Source organism: Polymorphospora rubra, from assembly GCF_018324255.1.
Lineage (GTDB): Bacteria > Actinomycetota > Actinomycetes > Mycobacteriales > Micromonosporaceae > Polymorphospora > Polymorphospora rubra.
This window is the reverse complement of the sequence record NZ_AP023359.1, coordinates 525,779-547,452: the sequence shown is the minus strand read 5'-3', so window position 1 is coordinate 547,452 and position 21,674 is coordinate 525,779. Positions and strand designations below refer to the sequence as shown.

Genomic DNA, 21,674 nt, shown 5'->3' with positions numbered 1-21,674 from the left:
AGTGATCGAGGTTTCGGGGCTCCGGAAGGACTTCACCGTACGGGTCCGCAAGGGGCGGCTGCGCCGCGAGAAGCGTACGGTGACCGCCGTCGACGGCGTCGACCTGACCGTGGCGCGTGGCGAGATGCTGGGCTACATCGGGCCGAACGGTGCCGGCAAGTCGACGACGCTGAAGATGCTGACCGGGGTGCTGACCCCGTCGGCGGGCCGGGTCCGGGTCTGCGGTCTCGAGCCGGTGCCGCAGCGGACCCGGCTGGCGCTGCGGATCGGGGTCGTCTTCGGCCAGCGGTCGCAGCTGTGGTGGGATCTGCCGCTACGCGACTCCTTCGACCTGTTGCGGCACGTCTACCGGGTGCCGCCGGCGGACCACGCCGCCCGGCTGCGCCGCTGCCGTGCCCTGCTCGACCTCGACGCCTTCCTCGACACCCCGGTCCGGCAGCTGTCGCTGGGCCAGCGGATGCGCGGCGAACTGACCGCCGCGTTGCTGCACGGGCCCTCGGTGCTCTTCCTCGACGAGCCGACGATCGGGCTGGACGTGCTGAGCCGGCAGGCGGTCCGCGGCTTTCTCGCCGAACTCGGGGCGGCCGGCGACACCACGCTGGTGCTGACCACCCACGACCTGGCCGACATCGAGCGGCTGTGCAGGCGCCTGGTCGTGATCGATCACGGCCGGGTGGTGCACGACGGCACGATCGAGGCGCTGCACGCCCGCTACCGTTCCCGCCGGCTGGTGGTGGTCGACCTGGACGCGCCGCTGCCGGACCCGCCACCGGTGCCCGGGGCGGTGCTGGAGCGGGTCGAGGCCGACGGGCGGCGCCTGACCTTCGGGCTGGAGACGGCGACGGTCGGCGGGCTGATCGGGCGGCTGTCCGGGGTGGCCGAACTGCGCGACATCTCCATCGTGGAGCCGGATATCGAGGACGTGGTGGCGCGGCTCTACGTCACGGGTGCTCGATGACCCTGCAGGCACCCTACGGGTGCTCGATGACCCTGCAGGCACCCTACGGGTGCTCGATGACCAGGATCCCGAACGTGCCCGGCTCGAGCGCCTCGTAGTGATGCGGCACGTCGCCGGCGAAGGTGGCGTAGTCGCCCGGTCCGAGTTCGACCGGGTCGGAGACCGGTCCGGTACGTAGCCGGCCGGCCGCGAGCAGGATGTGCTCGACGCTGCCGGGGATGTGCGGTTGGGCGTGCCGCCCGCTGCCCGGTTCGACCGTCAGCCGGTAGATGTCCCGCCGGGCGTGCGGGGAGCCGGCGGCGAGCAGGGTCGCGGTCAGGTCGGCGTGTTCGGAGCGTACGGCCGGTCCTTCGCCGGCCCGTACCACCCGTACGGCCGGGCCGGGCGGTTCGACCAGCCGGCTGAACGGGATGCCGAGTGCCACCCCGAGGGACCAGAGCGTCTCCACGCTCGGGTTGCCGTTGCCGGCCTCGAGCTGGGACAGCGTCGATTTGGCGATGCCGGCGCGGCGGGCCAGTTCGGTCAGGGACAGGCCGGCGCGGTCACGTTCGCGCCGTAGGGCGACCGCGATCGTGGCCAGTGGGGAGGCGTTCATTGTCATGTTCGCTCCATCGGTCACTTCGTTCGGTTTGACGAACAGCAGTCGCCGGGTCCATTATCCGTCAGTGCGTACGGTGAAGCGAACACCCGGTCCGGCAGGGCGAACACCCGCCCCCTCCGCGCCCGGCGGCAGGCCCCGGTCGATCGGCTCGGCCCTGCGGCGCGACGTCGCCGCGATCGCCGCGGCCATGGTGGCCGTCGGCGCGTCGTTCGGCGCGATCGCCGTCGGCGCCGGCATCCCGGTCTGGGCCACCGTCGCCATGTCGTCGATCGTCTACGCCGGTGGTGCCCAGTTCATGGCCGTCGGGCTGATCGCCGCCGGCAGCCCGTTCGCCGCCGTCTTCGCCGGCCTGCTCCTCAACGCCCGCCACCTGCCGTTCGGCCTGGCCATCGGCGAGGTGCTCGGCGACCGGTGGAGCCGCCGCCTGCTGGGCAGCCACCTGATGACCGACGAGGCGACCGCGTTCAGTCTCGCCCAACCCGAGGGCGAACCGCGCCGCCGGGCGTTCTGGTTCGCCGGCATCGTGCTCTTCCTCGCCTGGAACGCCGGCACCGTCGTCGGCGTACTGCTCGGTGGCGCCGCCGGCGACCCGGCCACCCTGGGCCTGGACGCCGCGTTCCCGGCCGGTCTGATCGCCCTGATCCTGCCGGCGCTGCGGGACCGGGACACCCGCCGGGTCGCCCTGCTCGGCGCGCTGGTCGCCGTGGTCACCACCCCGCTGCTCCCCGCCGGGTTGCCGGTCCTGCTCGCCCTTACCGGCCTCGCCGTACTGTTCCTGCCCCGCCGCCGTGACCCGGTCCCGGAGCCGCCGCCATCCGGGGGCGCGGCCGCGCCGGATCGGGAGGAGTCGACATGCTGATCGCGGTGATCGTGGCGCTGGCTGTGGGCACTTTCACGTTCCGCTTCGCCGGAGTCGCGCTGCGCGACCGGCTCGACCTCCCCGACGGGGTACGCCGGTTGCTGCCGATGGCCGCGGCGGCGCTGCTCGCGGCCCTCGCCGCGACCGCGGCGCTCACCGAGGCCGGAGCCGCCGCCGGGATCGCCCGCCCGGCCGGCGTGCTGGTCGGGGCGGTGCTGGCCTGGCGTCGGGCGCCGTTCGTCGTGGTGGTCGTCGCCGCGGCCGCGACCGCGGCGGTCCTGCGCCTGCTCGGCGTGCCCTGACCCGGCGGCCGGCGGGGGCGCCTGGGCGCGGCGTGCCCTGACCCGGCGGCCGGCAGGGGCGCCTGGGCCGACTACCGGACGACTCGTCCGGCCGACAGCGGGCGGGGTGTGCCTTGACCTGTGTGTTCGCCGGGTGGTGGTTCGACTCCGGGTGACGCTTCGGGCGCCGGTGGCCGTCGCGGGTCTGTCCTGCCCATAGCCGGTCATGGCCGGTGTGTCTCGTGCATCGCCGGGGCATGGTTGGCAGGTTGCTGTTGCGGGCCACAGCGAATTCGGGGTCTTCGCGCTTATCTGTGGGTGTGTTTGGTGTGGTGTGTGTGGCGCATGCCGTTCCCGGTCTAGGTTCTCGGCTTGTCGAGGGTCGAGTTCCAGGGATCGGGGAACGGCATGCGTGGTGTCAGGGTATGGCAACGGTTGCTCGGGGTTGAGCGGGCGGTGGTGGAGCGGGTGGAGTGGTCTGAGGAGGGGGGTGATGGGGCGGGTTCGTGGTGGCGCATGTGCGGTTGCATGCGGGGCGAGGTCTCGGTGTGGGGTGTGTCGGCGGCGGTGTGTGGGTTATGACCGGGGTGAGGGCGGCGTCGGTGGAGGGCGCCGGATCTGGGGACGGTTCGGGTGGTGATCGAGGCGGATGCGCCGAGGGTGTCGTGTCGGGTGCATGGGGTGGTGGTGGCGGCGGTGCCGTGGGCACGGCACGGGGTGGGTCACACGTTGGCGTTTGACGAGATGGTGGCGTGGCTTGCGACGGTGGCGTCGAAGTCGGCGGTGCGGCAGTTGATGCGGGTGGCGTGGTCGACGGTCGGCGCGATCGTGGCGCGGGTGTGGGCTGACACCGGTGGTGCGGTGGATCGGTTTGCGGGGTTGACCCGGATCGGGATCGATGAGATTTCGTACCGGCGGGGTGAGAAGTATCTGACGGTCGTGGTTGACCATGACAGTGGCCGGTTGTTGTGGGTTCATCCGGGCCGTCACGAGGCGACGTTGAACCTGTTCTTCGATCTGCTGGGTCCGCAGCGGTGTGCGGCGTTGCGGTTGGTGTCGGCTGATGGGGCGCCGTGGATCGCACGGGTGGTGGCCAGGCGGTGTCCGCAGGCGGTGCGGTGTGCTGATCCGTTCCATGTGGTCGCCTGGGCTGTGGACGCGTTGGACGTGGTGCGTAGGCAGGCGTGGAACAACGCCGTGGGCCGGGTCCGGGGTCCGGCGAAGGGCGGGCCGGGTGGGCGGGGTGTGTCAGCGGAGTTGAAACGCTGCCGGTGGGCGTTGTGGAAGAACCCGGAGAACCTAACCCAGAAGCAGACCGCCCAACTGGCGTGGATCGCCCGGACCGATTCGCGTCTACACCGTGCCTACCTACTCAAGGAGGGCCTGCGATATGCGTTCACGGTCAAGGGCCAGGCGGGCAGGGAAGCGATCGACCGATGGATCAGTTGGGCCCGACGCTGCCGGATCCCGGCGTTCGTCGACCTGTCACGACGGATCGTCCGGCACCGCGACGCGATCGACGCGGCACTGGACCACGGCCTGTCCAACGCCCTGGTCGAAAGCACCAACGCCAAGATCCGCCTGATCATCCGGATGGCGTACGGCTTCCGCAACATCGACGCGCTCATCTCGATGGCCCTGCTCAGCCTCGGAGGACACCGACCGACCCTACCCGGCCGGACACGACCACCCACCCTGCCCCAACCCACCCACGGATGAGTAAGAAGACCCCGAATTCGCTGTGGCTACGCCGGATTCGCTGTGGCCGGCGACAGCGATACCCCGCCCGTGCGGTCGAGCCTGGCCGGGCCGCAACGGTCCCCGACCAGGGCCGGACCGGGTGCTCTAGATCTTGGCGCCGAGTTCCACCTGGGGGACCGGGGTACGCATCCGGCGGAACGTGATCGCCCGCATGATCGCGTAGAGGTAGACGCCGCCCAACCGCTGCGTCGAGTCGGGGAACCGCTCCCGGACCAACTTCTTGATCTTGCGGGAGATCAGCACCGAGTCGATGACGACACCGATGGCGAGCGTGGCCCAGAGCAGGTTGGAGACCAGCCGCACGATCGGGGGCATGGCGGCCGACGAGCCGATCAGCACGATCAACGCGCCACCGAAGAACCAGGTGCCGACCGTACGCCGGGAGTCGACGACGTCGCGGGCGAGGCGCCGCTCGGGGCCCCGGTCGCGCGGTCCACCCTCGCGGCGGAACTCCTCGGCGGCCTCGGCCCGCAGCTGGCGACGCTTGGCGCGGGCCTCTTCCTTCGTCAGCGGCTTGGTGTCACCGGCACCCCGGCGGCCCACGCTCGGCCGCTTCGGGGTCTCCTTGCCCAGCTCTTTCTTGCTGGGCGTGTAACCCCTCGGGCGCACGGGGGCCGGCTCGGCCACCTCGGCGACGGGTTCCTCGACGACGGCGGTTGACTTACGACGAAACAACGACGGCACCCCTAGAGGGTAACGAAGTCCCGACGGGCCGCCCACCGAGGCGCCACCCCGCCGCGATCTTGCACTTGTCGCCGGGCATAAGCCGCAAAAGGGGGAGACAACTGCAAGATCGCGGGACGGGGAGGGACGGGGAGGGCGGCGGCGCGGGTCAGGGGCGTTCGACGTGGGCGCCGAGGGCGGCGAGCTTGGCCTCGAAGTCCTCGTAGCCGCGGTTGATCAGGTCCACGCCGTACACCCGGGAGGTGCCCTCGGCGGCCAACGCCGCGATCAGGTGGCTGAACCCGGCGCGCAGGTCGGGGATGACCAGGTCGGCGGCGTGCAGCTTGCTCGGGCCGGCGATGACCGCGGAGTGGTTGAAGTTGCGCCGGCCGAAGCGGCACGGGGTGCCGCCGAGGCAGTCCCGGTAGACCTGGATCGTCGCACCCATCTTGTTGAGCGCCTCGGTGTAGCCCAGCCGCTGCTCGTAGACGGTCTCGTGCACGATCGACAGGCCGCGGGCCTGGGTCAGCGCGACCACCAGCGGCTGCTGCCAGTCCGTCATGAAACCCGGGTGTACGTCGGTCTCCAGCGCGGTCGCCTTCAACTCGCCGCCCGGGTGCCAGAAGCGGATGCCGCCCTCCTGGCCGGGGTGCCCGGCCCGCGGCGCCCGCGGGTCGGTGATCTCGTACGCGCCGCCGACCGAGCGGAAGACGTTGAGGAAGGTCATCATGTCGCCCTGCTCGGCGCCGAGGACCTCGACGTCGCCGCGGGTGGCCAGGGCCGCCGCCGCCCAGCTCGCCGCCTCGATCCGGTCCGGGATCGGCCGGTGCGTGTAGCCGCTGAGCCGGGGCACACCCTGGATCTCGATCACCCGGTCGGTGTGCACCGTGATGATCGCGCCCATCTTCTGCAGGATGCAGATCAGGTCGACGATCTCCGGCTCGACCGCCGCGTTGCGCAGCTCGGTGACCCCCTCGGCCATCACCGCGGTCAGCAGCACCTGCTCGGTGGCGCCCACACTTGGGTACGGCAGCTCGAACTTGGTGCCGCGCAGGCCGTTCGGGGCGGTCAGGTGCAGCCCCTCCGGGGTCTTCTCGACGACCGCGCCGAACTCGCGCAGCGCCTGTAGGTGGAAGTCGATCGGCCGGGGACCGATGTGGCAGCCACCTAGGTCGGGGATGAACGCGTGGCCGAGGCGGTGCAGCAGCGGCCCGCAGAACAGGATCGGGATCCGGCTCGAGCCGGCGTGCACGTTGATCTCGTCGGTGGAGGCCCGCTCGACGTTGGCCGGGTCGAAGACCAGCTCGCCGTCCTCGCCGCCGTCGGACACCCGTACGCCGTGCAGTTCGAGCAGGCCGCGGACGACCTCGACGTCGCGGATGCGCGGTACGTCGAACAGGCGGCTGGGCGCGTCGCCGAGCAGTGCCGCGACCATCGCCTTGGAGACGAGGTTCTTGGCGCCGCGGACCCGGATCCGGCCCTGGAGGGGAGTACCGCCGTGCACAGCCAGGACATCATTGGTCGCCAACGCAAACCTCCAGCGCGTCGATGAAGCTATCGGGATGGTCGGCCGGGGCGGGCCGGGCGGCGCATCGCGTCGTCGCCCAGGCGGGTCATGAGCCGAACCTCAGTGGAACCGGGCCGCGGACCGGACCGGTGTCGCTCCGGCAGCATAGCCCTCGGTGATGGGGAAGAAGTTACCCATCTGGCTTCAGGTGGCACAAAAAGGGGACGCTTCTACCCATCTGTATCTTGCTGATCACTCACCGTGGTGGTGGTGATGGTCACGGAAGCGCGAGCATCTGGTCCAGTGCGACCCGGGCGTGGTGCGCGGTGTCGGCGTCGACCGTGATCTGGTTGGGCACCCGGCCGGCGACCAGTTCCTCCAACGCCCACACCAGGTGCGGCAGGTCGATCCGGTTCATCGTCGAGCAGTAGCAGACCGCCTTGTCGAGGAACATGATCTGCTTGTCCGGGTGGGCCAGCGCGAGCCGGCGTACGAGGTTGAGTTCGGTGCCCACCGCCCACGCCGAACCGGCCGGCGCGGCCTCGATCGTTCTGATGATGTATTCGGTGGAACCGACCTGGTCGGCGGCGGTGACCACCTCGTGCCGGCACTCCGGGTGCACCAGCACGTTGACCCCGGGCACCCGCTCGCGCACCTCGTTGACGCTGTCGAGGGTGAACCGGCCGTGCACCGAGCAGTGCCCCCGCCACAGGATCATCCGGGCGTCCCGCAGCTGCTGCGCGGTCAGGCCGCCGTTCGGCTTGTGCGGGTCGTAGAGCACGCAGTCGTCGAGCGAGAAACCCATCTCCAGCACGGCGGTGTTGCGGCCCAGGTGCTGGTCGGGCAGGAAGAGAACCTTCTCACCCTGCTCGTACGCCCAGTCCAGCGCCCGCTTGGCGTTGGACGAGGTGCAGACCACACCGCCGTTGCGGCCGACGAAGCCCTTGATGTCCGCCGACGAGTTCATGTAGGTCACCGGCACCGTCGAGGCCGCCACCCCCGCGTCGGACAGCACCTCCCAGGCCGCCTCGACCTGGCCCAGCACCGCCATGTCGGCCATCGAACAGCCGGCCGCCAGGTCCGGCAGCACCACCTTCTGCGCGTCGGTGGTCAGGATGTCGGCGCTCTCGGCCATGAAGTGCACGCCGCAGAACACGATGTATTCCGCGTCGGGTCGGGCCGCCGCCTTCCGGGCCAGCTTGAACGAGTCGCCGGTCACGTCGGCGAACTGGATCACCTCATCGCGCTGGTAGTGGTGCCCCAGCACGAAGAGCCTGCTGCCCAGCGCCGCCTTCGCCGCGGTCGCCCGGGCCACCAGGTCGGGGTCGCTCGGCGCGGGCAGGTCGCCCGGACACTCCACGCCACGCTCGGTGGACGGGTCGGATCCCCGCCCCAGCAGCAGCAGGGCGGTGGCGGTGTTCGACGGCTCTACCCAGGTCGCAGTCACAGATCCATGCTCCCACAACGGCGCCCACTGTCACCTCGAGCCGGTGTGGCCTGCCACACTGCCGAACTATGCGGATCCTCATCTGTCCGGACAAGTTCGCCGGCACGCTGTCGGCCCCCGAGGTGGCCGCCGCGGTGGCGCAGGGCTGGCATTCCGTCGTACCGGCCGACGAGACCGTCGCCCGGCCGCTCGCCGACGGCGGACCCGGCTTCGTCGAGGTCCTCGCCGGCGCGACCGGCGGACGGCGGATCCCGGTCCGCACCGTCGACCCGCTCGGCCGCCCGGCCGACGGCGAGGTCCTGGTCGCCGGCGACACCGCCTACGTCGAGAGCGCCCAGGCGTGCGGCCTGCACCTGCTGTCGACCGCCGAACGGGACCCGAAGGCCACCACCTCGTACGGCCTCGGCCTGCTCGTCGCCGCGGCGGTCGAGACCGGCGTCCGGCGGATCGTGCTCGGCCTGGGCGGCTCGGCGACGAACGACGCCGGTGCCGGCATGCTCGCCGCGCTGGGCGCCGCCCCGGTCGACGGTGCCGGCATCGTCCTGCCGTACGGCGGGGCCGCCCTCGCCGCCGCCGAGGGGCTCGGCGGCGCGCCCCGGCTGCGCGGCGTCGAACTGGTCGCCGCCACCGACGTCGACAGCCCGTTGACCGGCCTGCACGGGGCGTCGAACGTCTTCGGGCCGCAGAAGGGCGCCAGCCGCGAGGACGTCCTGCTGCTCGACGCCGCGTTGGAACGGTTCGCCGGGGTGCTCGCCGGTGCCCTGCCGGACTGCCCGCCCGGCCTGACCGGGCTGCCCGGTGCCGGGGCCGCCGGTGGACTGGGCGCGGCCGTACTCGCCCTCGGCGGCCGCTGCGAGTCCGGCATCGCGCTGGTCACCCGCCTGATCGGGCTCGACGAGGCGCTCGACGCGGCCGACCTGGTGATCACCGGGGAGGGCTCGTTCGACCACCAGTCGCTGCGCGGCAAGGTGGTGGCCGGGGTGGCCGGCAGCGCCCGCGACCGGGGCATCCCGTGCGTGGTGGTGGCCGGCCGGGTGAGCACCGGGCGCCGGGAGGCGGCCGTCGCCGGGGTGACCGAGACGTACAGCCTCGTCGACCACTTCGGGGGCGAGGAACAGGGCGGGGTCGAGGCCGCGATGACCCGCCCGGCGGACGGGCTGCGGGAGATCGCCGCCGGCCTGGCCCGGCAGTGGAGCCGGTGACGAGCCTCTCAGCGGCGTAACATGGGTCGGTAGTCCCCGATTGGGAATCATCGGCCGGCCGGTTAGCGTTGGCCAGTCAGTACGGAACATCACCGCCCACAGGCGCAGGGAGACCTTCATCGTGACCACTTCAGCGAACACCGAGTCGACCGAGGCCACGGCCCCGACCACGATTCTGCTCACCGACGTCGCGGCGCAGAAGGTCAAGGCCCTGATCGAGCAGGAAGGCCGCGACGACCTGCGGCTGCGCGTCGCGGTGCAGCCCGGTGGCTGCTCCGGCCTGCGCTACCAGCTCTTCTTCGACGAGCGGTCGCTCGACGGTGACATCGTCACCGAGTTCGACGGCGTCGAGGTCGTCGTCGACCGGATGAGCGCCCCCTACCTGGCCGGCGCCAGCATCGACTTCGCCGACCGGATCGACGCGCAGGGCTTCACCATCGACAACCCCAACGCGCAGAACTCCTGCGCCTGCGGCGACTCGTTCCACTGAGCCGTGCCACGCCGGCGGGGGCCACGATCGTGGCCCCCGCCGGCGTGTGTGGACCGGTTTTCCGGGTAGCGGCAGGTGGCGCCCGGCGCTGCCGCCGGGCGGGTGAACAACGGGTGGCGGGCGATCGACCGACCGGCGGACGGCCGGTAGGCTGATCCGGCGCACCGCCCCCCGTACCCGACCCAGAGGGCCGCCATGAAGATCGCCGTTTCCGGCTCGATCGCCACCGACCACCTGATGCAGTTCCCCGGCAGGTTCGCCGACCAGCTCATCGCCGACCAGTTGCACAAGGTGTCGCTGTCGTTCCTCGTCGACGAACTGGTCGTACGTCGGGGCGGCGTCGCGGCCAACATCGCGTTCGGGATGGCCCAGCTCGGCCTGCGCCCGGTGCTGCTCGGCGCGGTCGGCGCGGACTTCGCCGACTACCGGTCCTGGCTCGAACGGCACGGCGTCGACTGCGACTCGGTGCACGTCAGCGAGGTGGCCCACACGGCGCGCTTCGTCTGCACCACCGACCTCGACATGTGCCAGATCGCGTCGTTCTACGCCGGCGCGATGAGCGAGGCCCGCAACGTCGAACTCGCCCCGGTCGCCGCCCGGGTCGGCGGACTCGACCTCGTGCTGGTCAGCGCCAACGACCCGGCCGCGATGATCCGGCACTCCGAGGAGTCCCGCGAGCGCGGCTACGCGTTCGCGGCCGACCCGTCGCAGCAGCTCGCCCGCATGGACGGCGCCGACGTGATCAAGCTCATCGAGGGCGCCGAGTTCCTGCTCACCAACGACTACGAGAAGTCGCTGCTGGAGTCGAAGACCGGCCTGACCGGCGACCAGGTCCTCGACCGCGTCAAGATCCGCGTCACCACCCTCGGCAAGGACGGGGTGGAGATCACCGGCCGCGACCTCGAGCGCATCCACGTACCGATCGCCCGTGAGGTCGAGGCCCACGACCCGACCGGTGTCGGCGACGGCTTCCGCGCCGGCTTCTTCGCCGGCCTGTCCTGGGGGCTCGGCCTCGAACGGTCCGCCCAGATCGGGTCGCTGCTGGCCACCCTGGTGCTGGAGACGGTGGGCACCCAGGAATACGAGGTACGCGCCGACGTCTTCGTCAAGCGCCTGGCCGAGTCGTACGGCGACGCCGTCGCCGAAGACGTACGTCCCCACCTGGGCGCGTGACCGCGGCGCTGCTGCCGGGCGGGGCGAGGTGACGGCGTGACCCGGCCCGGTGAGCAGACCCGCCCGCTGCTCGTGGTCTTCGCCGGCCTGCCCGGCGTCGGCAAGAGCACCCTGGCGAGGCAGGTCGGCTCCGCGCTGCGGATGCCCGTGCTCGCCGTCGACCCCGTCGACCGCGAACTGTGGCGGCACGAGGTGACCGAAACCCGCCCCGGCCACGCCGCGTACGGCATCGTCGCCGCCCAGGCCGAGATGCAGCTCGGCATGGGCGTGCCGGTGGTCGTCGACGCGGTCAACCCGGTCGCCGCGACCCGGCGGCTGTGGCAGGAGATCGCCGACCGGACCGGGGCGCCGCTGCGGGTGGTCGAGGTGTGGTGCGGCGACGAGACCGAACACCGGCGCCGGGTCGAACGGCGGCTGGTCGAGGAGGGGACGGCGGGCACCCCGGACTGGGCGCAGGTGCTCGGCCGGCGGGCCGAGTACGAGCCGTACACCGGTCCCCGCCTGATCGTCGACACGGCCGTTCCCGGCAACCCGCTGCCCGGCCTGCTGGCATACCTAAGCTGAGCGGCACCCCCGCCCCGCCCACCGCGGCCTCGCTCGTCGTGATCGTCTGCGGTTGAGGCGTTCGACACGCCGTGCGCGGAGTGCCGGAACAGCAGACGATCGAGGCCAGGGCGGGGCGAGCCGCAGCAGCAAGCTCCTGTCGGCAGCCCTGACGCCGGGGCGGCCGATGATCGCCCGCCGGGCGCGTTGATCAAGGACTTGTTGCGCGACAAGTCCGACAAATCGGCCACGACTAGTCCTTGATCAGCCCTCGCGCACGCCGTCCTTGTGCGCGCCGTCCTCGGGCGCGCCGTCCTCGGGCGGCGCCGGCCTGGTCAGGTGGTGCGGCGGACGTCGTACGCCGGGGTGTCCCCGACGGCGGTCGGGCCGACGAACTCCTGGCCGCGCATCCGGCACCAGGCCGGGATGTCGTTGGCGGCCGCCGGATCGTCGGCCAGCACCCGCAGCACCGTGCCCACCGCCACCTCCGGCAGCCGCCGGGCCAGTCTGATCACCGGCAACGGGCACCGCTGCCCCCGGCAGTCGAGCACCTCCACCGTCTCCACCCCCACCTTCGTGTGCGGCACCGTCTTCCAAGATCCCCGTGATCAGGGGCCGGGGACCCCGACCCGCCGACGACACGCCCGACGTACTCCCTGATCACGGCGATCAGGGGCGGGTCACTGTCAGAGGTCGGTCACCCCGGCCTCGGTACGCAGGGTGGCCACGACCTCGGGAAGTTCGGCGAGGAAGCGGGTCACCTCCGCCTCCGTCGTGTCGCGGTGCAGGGAGACGCGTACGTTGCCGTGCGACAGCACGCCCATCGCCTCCAGTACGTGCGACGGGCGCAGCGTCGACGACGTACAGGACGAACCCGACGACACGGCGAAGCCGCGCCGGTCCAGGGCGTGCAGCAGCGCCTCGCCGTCGACGTACAGGCAGGAGAACGTCACCAGGTGTGGCAGCCGGTCCACCGGATCGCCGACCACCTCGACGTCCGGCACCGTCGCGGCCACCGTCGACCGGATCCGGTCGACCAGCGCCGAGAGCCGTGCCGCCTCCGCCGTCGCCCCGGCCGCCACCGCCCGCAACGCCGCCGCCGCGGCGACCACCGCCGGCAGGTCCAGCACCCCGGGCGTACGCCCCGACTCCCGTTCGTCCTCCGGATAGGGCGACTCCCACCGGGTGCCCTTGCGTACCACCAGCACACCGACGCCGGGCGGGCCGCCCCACTTGTGGGCGCTGGCGGTCAGCACCGACCAGCCGTCCGGCAGCGGCACCCGGCCGACCGACTGGGCCGCGTCGACGTACAACGGCACCCCGGCGTCGGCGCAGGCCCGCGCGGCCGCCGCCACCGGCTGGACCGTACCGACCTCGTGGCTGGCGCTGATTAGCGCGGCAAGTGCCACCCCGGGCGCGGCCACCGCCGCCGACCAGGCGTCGAGGTCGAGCCGGCCGAGCCGGTCCACCGGCACGGAGACGGCCGAACCGCCGGCCGCCTCGTGCCGCCGCGCGGCGTGCAGCACCGCCGAGTGCTCGATCGCCGAGTGCACCAGCACCGACCCGGCCCGACGCCGTCCCGCCAGCCCACCCAGCACCGCGGCGTGCGCGGCGGTCGTGCCGCTGGCGGTGAACGACACCTCGTCGGGGCGTACCCCGAGGGTCTCCGCGGTCGCGGCCCGGGCCGCGTCGAGCAGTTGGCGGGCCCGGCGGGCCTGCGTGTACAGCCGGGCCGGATCGGCCCAGCCGTCCGCGAGGGCCGCCAGCAGCGCCTCCCGGGCCACCGGATGCGGCGGCGCCGCGGTCGCCGCGTCGAGGTAAACGCCTGTCACACCCACCCGTAGGACGGTAGTCCCCGGCGTGGGCAGGTACGGCATTCGCCCACCCCAAGGCCGTCGGGCCGGGCATGGTCGAGTAATCTGCGACCGTCGGTGACGCCCTTGCCGTCGGTGCTGACGAACCAACACCCACCGCGGCGCTCCCGAGGAGGCAGGACAAGGTGCTCGCAAGGGGCTCGGAATCAGGACCCACGACCGCCAGGAGCGGTGCGCGCAGCCGCGCTGGACGGCTGGCCGGGCTCGGTGCCGGTGGCGCGGTGTCGCTGATCACGCTCACCGGCTGTGACGTCGGTGCCGCGTTCGGCGGCTTCGGGTGGCCGGAGGGCATCACCCCCGAGGCCAACCGGATGTACGACCTCTGGATCGGCTCCACCATCGCGGCGCTCGCCGTCGGCTTCTTCACCTGGGGCCTGATCTTCTGGTGCATCATCCGCTACCGCAAGCGTGGCGACGAGCTGCCCGTGCAGACCCGGTTCAACATGCCGATGGAGTTCCTCTACACCATCGCGCCGATCCTGATCGTGGCGGTGCTCTTCTACTACACGGCGATCGTGCAGACCGACGTCGACAAGACGTCGCGCAACCCCGACGTCACCGTCGAGGTCGTGGCGTTCAAGTGGAACTGGCAGTTCAACTACCGCGACGGCATCGGCCCCGAGGCGAACACGACCGCGTCGGTGCTCGGCTCCGACGACATCATCCCGGTCCTGGTCCTGCCCAGCGGGCGCTCCATCCGCTTCGAGGAGACCAGCAAGGACGTCATCCACTCGTTCTGGGTGCCGGAGCTGCTCTTCAAGCGCGACGCCTTCCCGGGCAACGTCCGCAACGTCTTCGAGGTCTCCAGCATCAACTCCGAGGGTGCCTTCGTCGGCCGCTGCGCCGAACTCTGCGGCACCTACCACTCGATGATGAACTTCGAGCTGCGGGTCGTCTCGCCGGAGCAGTACGACCAGTACCTCACCGCGCTGCAGGGCGGCAGCACGCCGCAGGAGGCGCTGACCTCGATCGGTGAAGAGCCGTTCGCGACCACGACGGTGCCGTTCGACACCAAGCGCACCACGCAGAATTTCGGCAACGACAGCGCCAGCGGCGCGGGAAGCTGAGGCCCGGGCATGAAGACCGAGTGGCGTCTGTTCCTCATCATCGCCGGCTTCCTGCTCGCCGCGACCTTCGTCTACGGCTTCTGGACCAACGGCCAGCTCGGCCACGTCGAGTGGATCGGCACGGTGGCCCTGGCCCTGTCGTTCCTGCTCTGCCTGATGTGCGGCGGCTTCTTCTGGTTCGTGTCGCGGCGCATCGACCTGCGGCCGGAGGATCGTCCGGACGCCGAGATCAGCGACGGCGCCGGTGAGATCGGCTTCTTCAGCCCCGGCAGCTACTGGCCGTTCGGGATCGCCCTGGCGGCGACCGTGGCCGGTCTCGGCCTGGTGTTCTGGCAGCTCTGGCTGGTCGCGGTCGGCATGGTCGCGGTGATCCTCACCGCGTGCGGCCTGCTCTTCGAGTACTACACCGGCACCCGGCGTACCGCCGAGCACTGACCACCTCACGGCACCTGCCTGTCGGCCAACGGGTCGCACCTGGTTCCCCCGGAAACGGGACGGGCCACGGGCGACCCGTTGGCCGTTTCCGCGCATCGGACCCGTCGATAGGGTCGGCCGATGGAGATCCTGCGGTACGCCGCCTTCACCAGTGACCCCGCCGGCGGCAATCCGGCCGGCGTGGTGCTCGACGCCTCCGGTATCGACGACGCGACGATGGCGGCCACCGCCGCCGAGGTCGGATTCTCCGAGACGGCGTTCCTGATTCCGCCCGCCGCCGGCATTCCGCCCGCCGCCGGCATTCCGCCCGCCGCCGGCATGCCGGCCGCCGACGGCGTTCCATCCGCCGGTGGCGAGTGGACCGTGCGGTACTTCAGTCCGTTGATGGAGGTGCCCTTCTGCGGGCACGCCACGATCGCCACCGCGGTCGCGTACGCCCGGCGGCACGGCCCCGGAACGCTGCTCCTGCGTACGAGGTCCGGCCCGGTCGAGGTGACGACCACCCGGACCGCCGACGGTGCCGTACAGGCCACCCTGGTCAGTGTCCCGCCGCGCACCGCGCCCGTCTCCGACGGGGACCTCGCCGAGACGCTGTCCGCGCTCGGCTGGTCGGTCGATGACCTGGACCCGACGATGCCGCCCCGCGCCGCCTTCGCCGGTGCCTGGCATCCCATCATCGCCGCCGCCACCCGGGCCCGGCTCGCCGCGCTCGACTACGACGGTCCCGCGCTCCTGAAGGTCATGAAGCGCAACGACTGGGCGACGGTGAACCTGGTCTGGCGGGAGTCCGCGGACCTCTTCCACGCCCGGAACCCGTTTCCCACGGGCGGTGTCGTGGAGGATCCGGCGACCGGTGCCGCCGCCGCGGCGCTGGGCGGCTATCTGCGCGAGCTGGCTCTCGTCCGGCCGCCGGCCCGGCTCACGGTCCGCCAGGGCGACGACCTGGGCCGTCCGGGGACGATCGTCGTCGACGTGCCGGCGGAACCCGGCAGCGGCATCGCGGTCTCCGGGACCGCGGTTCAACTCGGGTGAGCCGGTTCGGCGGGCCGGAGCCCGCCGAACCACCGGGCCGATGCCGCCCGGCCACCGACCCGTACGCGGTCAGTGCTGCGAGATGGACTCGACCAGATCGCCGACCGGGCGGTCGGGCAGTGCCCGGGCGACGTCCGCCACGGCGACGATCCCGATCAGCTCGTGCCCGTCGATGACCGGCAGTCGGCGCACCTGGTACTCGCCCATGGTCTCCAGGATCTCCTCGGCATCGTCGTCCGCGCCGATGGTCACCGGCTTGCCCTCGGCCAGTTCACCGGCGGTCACGCCGCGCGGGTCGCGGCCGGCCGCGATGACCTTCACCACGATGTCCCGGTCGGTCAGCATGCCCTTGAGCTGGTTGTCGCTTCCGCAGATGGGCAGCGAGCCGACGTCCAGCTCCAGCATCCGGCGGGCGGCGGTCTGCAGGTCGTCGTCGGCCCCGATGCAGGTCACGCCGGGCGTCATGATCTCTCGTGCGCTTCGCATTCTCGTACCTCCGTCGTTACCGGTCCGCGTTGGGTACCCGCCCCGGTGGGGCCGATTCCTCCGTCCGGGCCGGCAGCCGGGCACGGTCCGTATCGGGATGAACAGCCACAGTCAGGTCGACAACGGACGGTAGATTCTGGCGCATGCCAGAACCCCTCACCCTCGACGCGCTCGTCGACGACGCCGCCTTCTACTCCTGGGAACACCAGGCGCACCTGCTCGACCTCACCGAACAGCTCGGTGAGAACCGCTTCCAGGGCGACCTCAACACCCGGCGGCTGGACTTCGTCGGGACGGGCACGTTGAGCACCACCCTCAGCCTGCTCGGGTCGACGTCCGAGCGGCTGGACACCTGGCTGTGGGGGTGGGCCAACCCATCCGGCTTCCCGCCGGAGGTCGGCGCCCTGTCCGAGCGGGTGACCGAGTTCGGCCGGCAGCACGGCATCCGGGAACTGGCCGACGCCGAGGTCCCGCTCACCCCGGACCTCGCCGCCCGGCTCTCCGAGGCCGCGAAGGTGGTCACGAGGTGCTGGACGAGCTATTCGTTCGCGGCCGGCCCGGGCACCCGCCTCTATCTGCTGATCGAGGGTCCGGAGTTGGCGCTGCCCGCACCTGACCTGCCCCGGACGGTCCGGGTCATCGGCGAGGCGATCTCCAACGGGCTCGTCCGCGACCACCGCCGGGCCCTGCTGTCGTACGCACACCTGCGCCGGCTCCGGACGAAGGCCGACGACAGTTCGACGGTACGGCTGCGGCTGCCGGACGGGACGTTGACGGTGACGTTCGACAGCCTCGGCCGGATCGGGCAGATGTCCTCCACCATCGTGGGTCGCGGCGCAGCCTGACCGGCGGCGGTACCGGCCCGCAGACCCGCTCAGGGCGGCCGTGGCGGCCCGGAAACGAATGTGGCGCCCACCCGGATCGGGTGGGCGCCACATTCGTCAGGTGACGGTGGTCAGCGCTTGCCGCTGATCTCCTTCTCCTCGGTACGGGCCTCGACCGGCGGGTGGCCCGGCGAGACCGGCGCCTCGGCCGGCTTCTCGATCGGCACGAAGAAGCCCTTGATGGCCGGACCGAGGGCACCGAGCCGGTTCATCTTCTTCGGTACGACCCAGCCCGCGTACTCCAGTTCGCCGTGGCCGTGCTCGTCCGTGCCGCCCAGCGGCTGGTGCACCTCGACGAAGCGGCCGTCCGGCAGCCGGCGGATGATGCCGGTCTCCACGCCGTGGGCCAGCACCTCCCGGTCGTGCTGCTGCAGGCCCAGGCAGATCCGGTACGTGAGGTAGTAGGCGATCGGCGGCAGCAGGATCAGGCCGATCCGGCCGGCCCAGGTCATCGCGTTGAGGCTGATGTGGAACTTGTCGGCGATGACGTCGTTGCCGCCGGACAGGGTCAGCACCAGGTAGAACGTGATGGCCATGGCGCCCAGGCCGGTCCGGTTCGGGACGTCCCGGGGCCGCTGGAGCAGGTTGTGGTGCCGGTAGTCCTTGTTGCGCCGCGCCTCTATGAACGGATAGAAGATCGGCAGCATGGTCAGGACCCCGGGTAGCGCCACCGTCGGCCAGAACAGCGGTGGGATGACGTACCCGTTGCCGATGGGGATGTGGATCTCCCAGCCCGGCATGAGTCGGGTCGAGCCGTCGAGGAACATGACGTACCAGTCGGGCTGGCTCGCCGCCGACACCACCGCGGCCTCGTACGGGCCGAAGAGCCAGACCGGGTTGATCTGGAACAGACCGCCCAGCAGCGCGATCACGCCGAAGACGATCATGAAGAAGCCGCCCTGCTTGATCGCGTAACGGGGGAACATCCGCTCGCCGACCACGTTGTCGTTCGTCCGGCCCGGCCCCGGCCACTGGGTGTGCTTCTGCTTGAAGACCAGGCCGAGGTGGGCGCTGATCAGCGCGAGCAGGAGACCGGGGATGAGCAGCACGTGGGCGATGAAGAAGCGGCCCATGATGACCTCGCCCGGGAACTCCCCGCCGAAGATCGACGAGGTGAGCCAGGAGCCGACCACCGGGATCGACAGCATGATGGCGGAGGCGATCCGCAGGCCGGTGCCGGACAGGCCGTCGTCGGGCAGCGAGTAGCCGGTGAAGCCGGCCAGGAAGCCGACCCAGAAGAGCAGGCTACCGATGATCCAGTTCAGCTCCCGCGGCTTGCGGAACGCGCCGGTGAAGAACACCCGGAGCATGTGCACCACGATCGACGCCATGAACAGCAGCGCCCCCCAGTGGTGCATCTGCCGCATGATCAGGCCGCCGCGGACGTCGAACGAGATGTCCAGCGTGGTCGCGTACGCCGCGGTCATCGACTGGCCGCGCAGCGGGGCGTAGCTGCCGTCGTAGACCACGTGCGACAGCGACGGGTCGTAGAAGAAGGTCAGGAACACGCCGGTGAGCAGCACGACGACGAACGAGAAGAGCGCGATCTCGCCGAGCAGGAACGACCAGTGGTCGGGAAAGACCTTGTTGAGCAGGGCCCGCAGGGGGGTCGCCACCTGGAGCCGGTCGTCGACCGCGCCTCCGGCCTTGCCGGGCAGCGCGGCTACGTCAATCTTCTTCCGGCGCTTCACGGCCGCTCCCAGAAGTCTGGCCCGACGGTCTCCTTGAAGTCGGACGTCGCCACGAAGAAGCCCTCCTCGTCGACCGAGATCGGGAGCTGGGGCAGTCTGCGGCTGGCGGGCCCGAAGATCGGCTGGGCGTTGTCGGTGATCAGGAACTGTGACTGGTGGCACGGGCACAGCAGGCGGTTGGTCTGCTGCTCGTAGAGGCTGGCCGGGCAACCGGCGTGGGTGCAGATCTTCGAGTACGCGATGTAGTTGCCCCACATGTAGCCGGCCTGGTTCTCGCGCGCGTTGTTCTCCGCGGCGAGCTGGGCGTCGTCGGCCCGCAGGTGGATCAGCAGGGTGGGGGAGTCCGCGTGCTTGTTGGTCGCACCGCCGGGGATGCCGGGGAACACCGTGATCTGGCCGCCGACGCTGACGTCCTCGGGCCGGATCGGGGTGCCGTCGGAGTGGGTGAGCCGGATCAGCCGGGTCGCACCACCCTCGACGGTCGGCGCCCAACCCGTGGTGAACATCTGGTTGTTCGTGTGCGGGTTCTTGATCAGACCGCCGACCAACGGCGCCGCGGCGACGGCGGCGACCGGCGCCAGCCCGGCGAGCAGCGAGATGCCGAGCAGCGGCCGACGCTTCACGCCCAGCTCGTCGACCATGTACGTCAACGTGCTACCGGTGATCTTGCGGTCCTCCGCCGGCGAGCCGCCGTCGTGCCGGCCCTGGATCGCCACCTCGTGCGGGATCAGCTTCTTGCCCCAGGTCAGGATGCCGAACCCGACGCCGAGCAGGGCGATGCCCAGGGTCAGCCCGAGCAACGGCGTGTAGAACTTGTCGGGGCCGTTGCCGGCCTCGTGCTCCCACGGCCACCAGATGTAGACCGCCAGGAACGCGGTCGCGGCCAGGCCGGTGAGCAGGAAGAACGCGGCGACGACCCGGACGAGGCGCCGCTCCGCCTTGGTGCCGGGCACCGGGAAGGGCGGCTCGTAGTGCACGATCTCGATGTCGTCCCGCCGGGCACCCTCGCGCAGGACGTCCCAGTTGGTCAGGCGCGGATCGTGGACGTCGATCGGCTCCTGTTCGGCGCTGTGCGCCTTGGTCTCGGTGTGCGTGCTCACGACTTCCCCGCAATCCACAGACTGGCGAAGATCAGGGCGACCATGCCGACAAGGAAGACCGCCACGCCCTCGGTGACCGGGCCGTAGCGTCCGAGGTTGAAGAACCCACCCGGGTCGCCGTCGGTCTTCAGCGACTCCTGGACGTACGCGATGATGTCGGCCTTCTGCTCCGGCGTGAGCTGGTTGTCACCGAACACCGGCATGTTCTGCGGGCCGGTGAGCATCGCGGCGTAGATCTGCCGGTCGGTCGAATCGTTCAGCGACGGGGCGTACTTGCCGGAGGAGAGGGCGCCGCCGCCGCCGCTGAAGGCGTGGCAGGACGAGCAGTTGACCCGGAAGAGGTGGCCGCCGTTGGCGACGTCACCGCCGGCCGCCAGGTCGCCGTCCGGGACCTGCGGCCCGCCGCCGAGCTCCTGGATGTACTGGCCGAGCTGGCGGATCTCCTCGTCGGTGAAGACCGGGGGCTTGCGCGGCGCCTGGGCCTCCTGCCTCGCCATCGGCATCCGGCCGGTGCTGACCTGGAACTCCACCGATGCCGCGCCGACGCCGATGAGGCTCGGTCCACGCCCGTCGACACCCTGCGCGTTGCGACCGTGGCAGGTCACGCAGCTCACGTCGAACAGCGCCCGGCCGTCCTCGGCGGCGCTGGTGAGCTGGGGGGTGTCCTCGGCGTTCAGGCCGGGCGCGAAGACGGTGTACGCGCCACCGGCCAGCAACAACGCGGCGAACAGGCGGAACGCGGCGCCCACACGCCGGCGGCCCCGGCTGCGGGGTGTGGACCGCCCGCGGCGGAGCCGCGCGAGCAGGCCGCGCTCGCGGTCGCCGCGCCGGTCGGCGGGGGTGTCAGAAGTCATGGCCTGTGTCCTTAACGGTTTCTCGACCTTGTCTCAGGGACGGGGCGGCGGCGCGGATTGTGACAGCGCGATTCGCCAAGATCACTGAAGCCAGTAGATCATGGCGAAGAGGGCGATCCACACGACGTCGACGAAGTGCCAGTAGTAGGACACCACGATCGCCGAGGTCGCCTGCGCCGGTGTGAACCGGCCCATGGTGGTGCGGATCATGAAGATGATGAAGGCCACCAGGCCGCCGGCCACGTGGAGTCCGTGGAAGCCGGTGGTCAGGTAGAACATCGAGCCGTACCCGTCGGTGTTGATCTTGATGCCGTGGTGCACCAGCTCGCGGTACTCGTTGAGCTGTCCGAGAATGAAGATCAACCCCATGATGAAGGTGATCGTGAACCAGCGTCGCAACGCGTGCACGTCACCCCGCTCCGCCGCGAACACGCCGATCTGACAGGTGATCGAGGACAGCACCAGGATCACCGTGAAGGTCGTCGCGTACGGGATGTTGAGCACCGGCGTGTGCTTCTCCCACATGCTGTAGTCCGCAGCGCGGATGGAGAAGTACATCGCGAACAGCGCCGCGAAGAACATGAGCTCGCTCGAGAGCCACACGATCGTCCCGACGCTGACCATGTTGGGACGCGTCAGAGAGTGGATCCGGCTCTTGTCAATGGCTGGGGCCGCAGTCACGCGGTCATTATTGCCCCCGACCAGGTTCGCCGATCGTCGGGGTCACCAAACTGGGGTGAATCACGGGTCGGCTGACCTCGCCCGC

The 21,674-nt window shown here is 71.1% G+C and carries 22 protein-coding genes and 1 pseudogene; 12 read left to right on the top strand and 11 right to left on the bottom strand.

Annotation, left to right across the window (positions count from 1 at the left end):
* Position 1 precedes the first annotated feature (1 nt).
* A complete protein-coding gene (locus tag Prubr_RS02420) occupies positions 2 to 958 on the top strand; it encodes an ABC transporter ATP-binding protein (protein ID WP_212821170.1) in 957 nt (318 codons plus the stop codon).
* 43 nt (positions 959 to 1,001) lie between these two features.
* On the opposite strand, the gene Prubr_RS02415 is transcribed toward Prubr_RS02420, so the two are convergent.
* Positions 1,002 to 1,559, bottom strand: coding sequence for a helix-turn-helix domain-containing protein (locus Prubr_RS02415; protein WP_212821168.1), 558 nt, complete (start codon positions 1,557 to 1,559; stop codon positions 1,002 to 1,004).
* Positions 1,560 to 1,623: 64 nt separating this feature from the next.
* Between Prubr_RS02415 and Prubr_RS02410 the strand changes: the two genes are divergently transcribed.
* From Prubr_RS02410 to Prubr_RS02400, 3 genes and pseudogenes are all read left to right on the top strand, one after another.
* Positions 1,624 to 2,418, top strand: coding sequence for an AzlC family ABC transporter permease (locus tag Prubr_RS02410; RefSeq protein WP_246568230.1), 795 nt, complete (start codon positions 1,624 to 1,626; stop codon positions 2,416 to 2,418).
* Positions 2,412 to 2,720, top strand: a complete 309-nt coding sequence (locus tag Prubr_RS02405; protein ID WP_212821166.1) for an AzlD domain-containing protein — start codon at positions 2,412 to 2,414, stop codon at positions 2,718 to 2,720. Before Prubr_RS02410 ends, Prubr_RS02405 begins: the two co-directional genes overlap by 7 nt.
* A gap of 387 nt (positions 2,721 to 3,107) precedes the next feature.
* Positions 3,108 to 4,418 (top strand): annotated as a pseudogene (locus Prubr_RS02400) (ISL3 family transposase).
* 126 nt (positions 4,419 to 4,544) lie between these two features.
* Here the strand turns inward: Prubr_RS02400 and Prubr_RS02395 are convergent.
* From Prubr_RS02395 to nadA, 3 genes are all read right to left on the bottom strand, one after another.
* On the bottom strand, positions 4,545 to 5,144 hold the full coding sequence (locus Prubr_RS02395; protein WP_212821164.1) for a DUF3043 domain-containing protein: 600 nt from the start codon (positions 5,142 to 5,144) through the stop codon (positions 4,545 to 4,547).
* Between the two features lie 148 nt (positions 5,145 to 5,292).
* Positions 5,293 to 6,651 (bottom strand): UDP-N-acetylglucosamine 1-carboxyvinyltransferase, encoded by a 1,359-nt coding sequence (gene murA / locus Prubr_RS02390; RefSeq protein WP_212821162.1) that lies wholly within the window; start codon positions 6,649 to 6,651, stop codon positions 5,293 to 5,295.
* 256 nt (positions 6,652 to 6,907) lie between these two features.
* Positions 6,908 to 8,077, bottom strand: a complete 1,170-nt coding sequence (gene nadA, locus Prubr_RS02385) for a quinolinate synthase NadA (RefSeq protein WP_212821160.1) — start codon at positions 8,075 to 8,077, stop codon at positions 6,908 to 6,910.
* 68 nt (positions 8,078 to 8,145) lie between these two features.
* Here nadA and Prubr_RS02380 point away from each other — a divergent pair, with 68 nt between their 5' ends.
* The 4 genes from Prubr_RS02380 (at position 8,146) to Prubr_RS02365 (ending at position 11,506) form a co-directional block, all read left to right on the top strand.
* The gene (locus Prubr_RS02380; RefSeq protein ID WP_212821158.1) at positions 8,146 to 9,279 is read left to right on the top strand and encodes a glycerate kinase family protein; all 1,134 of its coding nucleotides are present in this window, start codon (positions 8,146 to 8,148) and stop codon (positions 9,277 to 9,279) included.
* 121 nt (positions 9,280 to 9,400) lie between these two features.
* Positions 9,401 to 9,769, top strand: coding sequence for an iron-sulfur cluster insertion protein ErpA (erpA, locus tag Prubr_RS02375; RefSeq protein ID WP_212821156.1), 369 nt, complete (start codon positions 9,401 to 9,403; stop codon positions 9,767 to 9,769).
* 195 nt (positions 9,770 to 9,964) lie between these two features.
* Positions 9,965 to 10,942, top strand: coding sequence for a carbohydrate kinase family protein (locus tag Prubr_RS02370; RefSeq protein WP_212821154.1), 978 nt, complete (start codon positions 9,965 to 9,967; stop codon positions 10,940 to 10,942).
* Between the two features lie 36 nt (positions 10,943 to 10,978).
* Entirely contained in the window at positions 10,979 to 11,506 is a 528-nt protein-coding gene (locus Prubr_RS02365; RefSeq protein WP_212821152.1) for a P-loop nucleotide/nucleoside kinase family protein, read from the top strand.
* A 314-nt stretch (positions 11,507 to 11,820) separates the two neighbouring features.
* Here the strand turns inward: Prubr_RS02365 and Prubr_RS02360 are convergent, their stop codons facing one another.
* Positions 11,821 to 12,051: a sulfurtransferase TusA family protein gene (locus Prubr_RS02360; protein ID WP_212827359.1), complete on the bottom strand. Its 231-nt coding sequence runs from the start codon at positions 12,049 to 12,051 to the stop codon at positions 11,821 to 11,823.
* Positions 12,052 to 12,171: 120 nt separating this feature from the next.
* Positions 12,172 to 13,362, bottom strand: coding sequence for a cysteine desulfurase family protein (locus Prubr_RS02355; protein ID WP_425517978.1), 1,191 nt, complete (start codon positions 13,360 to 13,362; stop codon positions 12,172 to 12,174).
* Positions 13,363 to 13,484: 122 nt separating this feature from the next.
* Between Prubr_RS02355 and ctaC the strand changes: the two genes are divergently transcribed.
* From ctaC to Prubr_RS02340, 3 genes are all read left to right on the top strand, one after another.
* Complete coding sequence (ctaC, locus tag Prubr_RS02350; protein WP_212821148.1) at positions 13,485 to 14,426, top strand: aa3-type cytochrome oxidase subunit II; 942 nt, start codon at positions 13,485 to 13,487, stop codon at positions 14,424 to 14,426.
* Positions 14,427 to 14,435: 9 nt separating this feature from the next.
* Positions 14,436 to 14,861 carry a cytochrome c oxidase subunit 4 gene (locus Prubr_RS02345; RefSeq protein WP_212821146.1) on the top strand — a complete coding sequence of 142 codons (426 nt, stop codon included), beginning with the start codon at positions 14,436 to 14,438 and terminating at the stop codon, positions 14,859 to 14,861.
* Positions 14,862 to 14,981: 120 nt separating this feature from the next.
* Positions 14,982 to 15,893, top strand: a complete 912-nt coding sequence (locus Prubr_RS02340; RefSeq protein WP_212821144.1) for a PhzF family phenazine biosynthesis protein — start codon at positions 14,982 to 14,984, stop codon at positions 15,891 to 15,893.
* Between the two features lie 69 nt (positions 15,894 to 15,962).
* On the opposite strand, the gene Prubr_RS02335 is transcribed toward Prubr_RS02340, so the two are convergent.
* Positions 15,963 to 16,379 (bottom strand): CBS domain-containing protein, encoded by a 417-nt coding sequence (locus tag Prubr_RS02335; protein WP_212821142.1) that lies wholly within the window; start codon positions 16,377 to 16,379, stop codon positions 15,963 to 15,965.
* Positions 16,380 to 16,522: 143 nt separating this feature from the next.
* Here Prubr_RS02335 and Prubr_RS02330 point away from each other — a divergent pair, with 143 nt between their 5' ends.
* Positions 16,523 to 17,224 carry a DUF6882 domain-containing protein gene (locus Prubr_RS02330; RefSeq protein WP_212821141.1) on the top strand — a complete coding sequence of 234 codons (702 nt, stop codon included), beginning with the start codon at positions 16,523 to 16,525 and terminating at the stop codon, positions 17,222 to 17,224.
* A gap of 110 nt (positions 17,225 to 17,334) precedes the next feature.
* Here the strand turns inward: Prubr_RS02330 and qcrB are convergent, their stop codons facing one another.
* The 4 genes from qcrB to ctaE form a co-directional block, all read right to left on the bottom strand.
* Positions 17,335 to 18,954 carry a cytochrome bc1 complex cytochrome b subunit gene (gene qcrB, locus Prubr_RS02325; protein ID WP_212821139.1) on the bottom strand — a complete coding sequence of 540 codons (1,620 nt, stop codon included), beginning with the start codon at positions 18,952 to 18,954 and terminating at the stop codon, positions 17,335 to 17,337.
* A complete protein-coding gene (gene qcrA / locus Prubr_RS02320; protein ID WP_212821137.1) occupies positions 18,951 to 20,054 on the bottom strand; it encodes a cytochrome bc1 complex Rieske iron-sulfur subunit in 1,104 nt (367 codons plus the stop codon). Before qcrA ends, qcrB begins: the two co-directional genes overlap by 4 nt.
* Positions 20,051 to 20,908 carry a cytochrome bc1 complex diheme cytochrome c subunit gene (gene qcrC / locus Prubr_RS02315; protein ID WP_212821135.1) on the bottom strand — a complete coding sequence of 286 codons (858 nt, stop codon included), beginning with the start codon at positions 20,906 to 20,908 and terminating at the stop codon, positions 20,051 to 20,053. Before qcrC ends, qcrA begins: the two co-directional genes overlap by 4 nt.
* An 81-nt stretch (positions 20,909 to 20,989) precedes the next feature.
* Positions 20,990 to 21,589, bottom strand: a complete 600-nt coding sequence (ctaE, locus tag Prubr_RS02310) for an aa3-type cytochrome oxidase subunit III (protein ID WP_212821133.1) — start codon at positions 21,587 to 21,589, stop codon at positions 20,990 to 20,992.
* Positions 21,590 to 21,674 lie beyond the last annotated feature (85 nt).

Coding starts and splice junctions, on each gene's coding strand:
- Prubr_RS02415 (WP_212821168.1), bottom strand. CDS start 1,559: ATGACAATGAACGCCTCCCCACTGGCCACGATCGCGGTCGCCCTACGG.
- Prubr_RS02405 (WP_212821166.1), top strand. CDS start 2,412: ATGCTGATCGCGGTGATCGTGGCGCTGGCTGTGGGCACTTTCACGTTC.
- Prubr_RS02380 (WP_212821158.1), top strand. CDS start 8,146: ATGCGGATCCTCATCTGTCCGGACAAGTTCGCCGGCACGCTGTCGGCC.
- Prubr_RS02370 (WP_212821154.1), top strand. CDS start 9,965: ATGAAGATCGCCGTTTCCGGCTCGATCGCCACCGACCACCTGATGCAG.
- Prubr_RS02355 (WP_425517978.1), bottom strand. CDS start 13,362: ATGCCGTACCTGCCCACGCCGGGGACTACCGTCCTACGGGTGGGTGTG.
- Prubr_RS02345 (WP_212821146.1), top strand. CDS start 14,436: ATGAAGACCGAGTGGCGTCTGTTCCTCATCATCGCCGGCTTCCTGCTC.
- Prubr_RS02340 (WP_212821144.1), top strand. CDS start 14,982: ATGGAGATCCTGCGGTACGCCGCCTTCACCAGTGACCCCGCCGGCGGC.
- Prubr_RS02335 (WP_212821142.1), bottom strand. CDS start 16,379: ATGCGAAGCGCACGAGAGATCATGACGCCCGGCGTGACCTGCATCGGG.
- Prubr_RS02330 (WP_212821141.1), top strand. CDS start 16,523: ATGCCAGAACCCCTCACCCTCGACGCGCTCGTCGACGACGCCGCCTTC.
- qcrC (WP_212821135.1), bottom strand. CDS start 20,908: ATGACTTCTGACACCCCCGCCGACCGGCGCGGCGACCGCGAGCGCGGC.